This window comes from Rugamonas violacea, from assembly GCF_016461825.1.
Lineage (GTDB): Bacteria > Pseudomonadota > Gammaproteobacteria > Burkholderiales > Burkholderiaceae_D > Rugamonas.
In genome coordinates this window covers 1-3,588 of record NZ_JAEMNU010000069.1, presented here as the reverse complement: position 1 = coordinate 3,588, position 3,588 = coordinate 1, and the positions used below count along the sequence as shown (strand labels likewise).

Annotated in this window: 3 protein-coding genes; 1 reads left to right on the top strand and 2 read right to left on the bottom strand. The window is 59.1% G+C overall.

What is annotated here, in order from left to right; translation table 11 throughout:
• Nucleotides 1-153: 153 nt before the first annotated feature.
• Nucleotides 154-1,080 carry a LysR family transcriptional regulator gene (locus H7U20_RS13140; protein ID WP_233410734.1) on the top strand — a complete coding sequence of 309 codons (927 nt, stop codon included), beginning with the start codon at nucleotides 154-156 and terminating at the stop codon, nucleotides 1,078-1,080.
• Nucleotides 1,081-1,139: 59 nt separating this feature from the next.
• Here the strand turns inward: H7U20_RS13140 and H7U20_RS13135 are convergent, their stop codons facing one another.
• Together H7U20_RS13135 and H7U20_RS13130 are read right to left on the bottom strand one after the other, a co-directional pair.
• A complete protein-coding gene (locus H7U20_RS13135) occupies nucleotides 1,140-2,168 on the bottom strand; it encodes an SEL1-like repeat protein (RefSeq protein ID WP_233410733.1) in 1,029 nt (342 codons plus the stop codon).
• A 2-nt stretch (nucleotides 2,169-2,170) separates the two neighbouring features.
• The coding region (locus tag H7U20_RS13130; protein ID WP_199759602.1) for a phospholipase D-like domain-containing protein at nucleotides 2,171-3,588 on the bottom strand (1,418 nt) is incomplete at its 5' end.

Genomic DNA, 3,588 nt, shown 5'->3' with positions numbered 1-3,588 from the left:
CCCCCCCCCCCGGCTCTTTGCCATTGGGGTTGGCCAGCGTGCCTGCGCCTTGGCGGAAGAACTACGGGCAAGCGGCCATTGTAGGGCGGCGGGCGGTGCCGAACAATCCGTAAACGGTTGACACATTGTCGCCAAAGTGGCGACAATCTGGGCATGGACCAATTACGCGCAATGGAGATTTTCGTCGAGGTGGCGCGCCTGCGCAGCTTCAGCGCGGCCGGCCGCCGCCTGGGGCTGACCCGCGCCATGGTCAGCAAGCAGGTGATGCAGCTGGAGGAGAAACTGCAGGCGCGCCTGCTGCACCGCTCGACCCGCGAGGTCAGCCTGACCGACGCCGGCCTGGCCTATCTGGAGCCGTGCATGGCGACAGTGGCGCAGGCGCAGGAGGCGGCGCGGGTGCTGAGCCACGCCGGCACCGAGTTGGCCGGGCCGCTGCGCATCCAGGCACCGTCCAGTTTCGGCAGCGCCTGGCTGGCCGACGCGCTGGCCCGTTTCAGCCTGCCGCATCCGCAGTTGACGCCGCAGTTGTGCGTCGACGACGCGCTGCTCGACCCGATCGAGCACGGTTTCGACCTGACCATCCGCGTCGGCGGCATCCCCAACAGCCGGGCGCTGTCGATGCGCACCCTGGCGCCGTGCCGCGCGGTGCTGTGCGCCAGTCCGGCCTATCTGGCCAAGTGGGGCCATCCGCACACGCCGCAGGAGCTGCAGCGCCACCGCTGCCTGCACTTCAGCCACCTGACCGACGGGCCGCGCTGGCACTTCACGCGCGGCGAGGAAAAGCACACGGTGCGCATCACGCCGGCCTTCACGGCCAACAACGGCCTGGTGTTGCAACAGGCCGCCGAGCGTGGTTTGGGCATCGTCTACAACACCAGCTTCCTGGCTTGGCGCGGCCTGCTCGACGGCACGCTGGTGCCGGTGCTGAGCGACTGGCAACTGCCGTTGAACCATTTGAGCGCGCTGTATCCGGCCAGCCGCCAACCGTCGCCGAAGGTGCGCGCGCTGATCGATTTCCTGGTCGCCGAGTACCAGCCGGTGCCGCCGTGGGAGCGCGCCCTGCAGGCCGCCGGGCTGTAGCCGGACGCCATGTGGTTGGCCGCCGGGGTAGCGCTGCGGGTAGAACGTTGCAGAATATTTTAGTATGTGGGTAGACCTGTCGATTCCGGCTCGACGGCATCGTCAACGCCAGACCACTCCGGCAATTTCGCTGGAGGTAGGGGCAGTACCTTGTCCAGCCGATTCAATTTGAGGTCTGGATTGATTTCCAATGCGTCGGAAATGGATTTGTAACGACGACTGCGTTCGGTATCCTGCACGAAACCCATAGCTTTCATGGCCGGCCAGTCCTCCTCGTCGGTTGTTATCCAATGTCCTTTGTCAAATAGTTGATGAAGAGCGACGGCACTTTTTTTACTTCCAAACTTCACGCCAGCATAAAAATAGTCAACAGCATCTTTGAAGTTTCTAGACGTGCGCCGATCGATGCCCAGTGCAAAAGCTGCTGGACCATGTCCTTGCTGGTATGCACACTGGACCATGGTTTCCTCATCTTTTAACCGGCCCTCATGAGCATAGGCGCTGGCCAACGCCATTTGTGCTTCCGGACTGCCGAGTTCAGCAGCCTTTAGATAATATGCCCAAGCCAGATCGGCATCGTAGTGTGCTCCACCATAGCCATGCTCGTACGCTACACCGAGGTCATATAGTCCCCAAGGTTGTAATGCCTTGGCCGCCATGCGGGCGATTTCAACCGCCTTATCGGGGTCGGCATCAAGCACATGATTGGATTCGAGCACCCCTAGTCCGTAAAGATAGAAATGGGCCATCAATGCACGCGCACCCCAGTCGCCCAAGTCGGCAGCCTTGCGGACGTCGGTCAGTATTCGCGTGGCCTCTTCGTGGGTGAATTGCCATGCAATCTTACTGCGCCATACCTTGCGCGCTTCGATATAGAGACGATAAGTCGCTGGGTCGCGGGTGGCAGGCATATGCGCCTTCCAGCGACCGCATGCGGGTGGCGGGTCGGATAAATTGAATTTTTTAAATCCATATGGCAGGGCATGCAAGGCTCTCTCCTGTAAATAATCGATAAGGAAATAGGTACCTGCCGTAAAAATGGCCAGGAGGGCGAACGAATATATCCAGCGTAGCCGCAAGTTGCTCATGGCTATACGACGGGCGAACCGGGTTTGCGGTCCACATGAAACGGCATTAATTGGCATTTCAGCCGGGCTCCCTTTTTTTTAAGAGAGTCATTGTCGGTCTGGCGCGCTTCCCAGTTGTTGAAGGTTTCAAACATATCGCCAAACTGTGCCGGCCCCGCATTCCCGGTACACTGGCTGAACAAATCGGCGCGCAGTTGATACGCCACATCCTTCGCCTGGCTCAACACGTTGAGCTCGCTGTCCAGCGCCATGCTGCGCAGGTTCAGGTTGGCCGAACCAATGGTGAACGCCGCATCGTCCACAATCGCCACCTTGGCGTGGATGTAGATTTCCTCGTAATCAGTCGGCGTCAACTTGCCTTTGATGTTTGCGCAAGTCCAAAGCGAGCCCATGACGACATTGATGCCTTGGTCGGCCAGCTCAGCCACGGATATTGGGGGCTTGATTTTATTCTTGCGCGCCTTCGCCACCGCCTCCTCGTGCTCCACCCTCATGGTCTCGCTCATGCCAACCTTGCTGGCCACGCTGTAGGTCGGCCTGTCCATGCCGTCGCTTTCCGGGGTCGAGGTGAGCAGGAAGACATACATCGGCATGAGATAGCCCGCGCTGCGCAAACGCCCCACGCATCCGATCAGATGGTCGGCCCAGTCCTGATACTGGATATATTGGTTCTGAATGAACATGTAGTGCGTCGTTTGCCGCGTCAAGTTGGCGTAACACTCCTTGATGGCCTTCTCCCCGTGCAAAGGCTGGGTGCGCAATAACTGAACGCTGTGCCTGTCACTCGCCAGGTTAAAAGCTTTCAACGGAATCTTGTTGCGCCGCGCGATGAAATCGGAATCCATTTCCGCGTGGTTCGGGTCCACCTTGGCCTTGAACACCGAATCCCGGATTTTCTCATTCAACAAGGCGGGAACGACCAGCGATGCCGCCTTGATGAGCCAGTAGTACTTTTCGAAAGTGGCGCTGGGATAGGTCGATTCCTGCCAGGCCTGGCAGAAATTATGATTCAGGTCGTAGAGTATCGGTCCGTGCAAGCGACAGGAAACGTCCTGATAGGGCTTGGTGACGCGGCTATGCTTTTCAATATACGACTGGACCAGACGCTCCTTGAACACCCGCTCTTGCTCGGTCGGCGCATAACCGGCGCAATAAGGCGAATCGAAGCGCTGACCTTCCTTCCACGCCGCCTTCTGCAAGGCCACATGGTCCATCGAATAGAAACGCTCACGGCGGATATCGCGGAACCTGTGCTCTTCGGTATCCCAAAAGTCGGTGATGGAATTGTGCCCCATCACATAGCCGATCGCCCTCTCCGGCATTTCGTAGTCGATCAACACCATTTTCTGATGGTGGCTGGCATATCGCATGGCCAAATCCACTTTCCATCCCGCCGGCGGTGTCTCCTCCTGCAGCGACT

Excerpts from the sequence above, each read along its gene's own strand:
- H7U20_RS13140 (WP_233410734.1), top strand. The coding sequence starts at position 154 with ATGGACCAATTACGCGCAATGGAGATTTTCGTCGAGGTGGCGCGCCTG.
- H7U20_RS13135 (WP_233410733.1), bottom strand. The coding sequence starts at position 2,168 with ATGAGCAACTTGCGGCTACGCTGGATATATTCGTTCGCCCTCCTGGCC.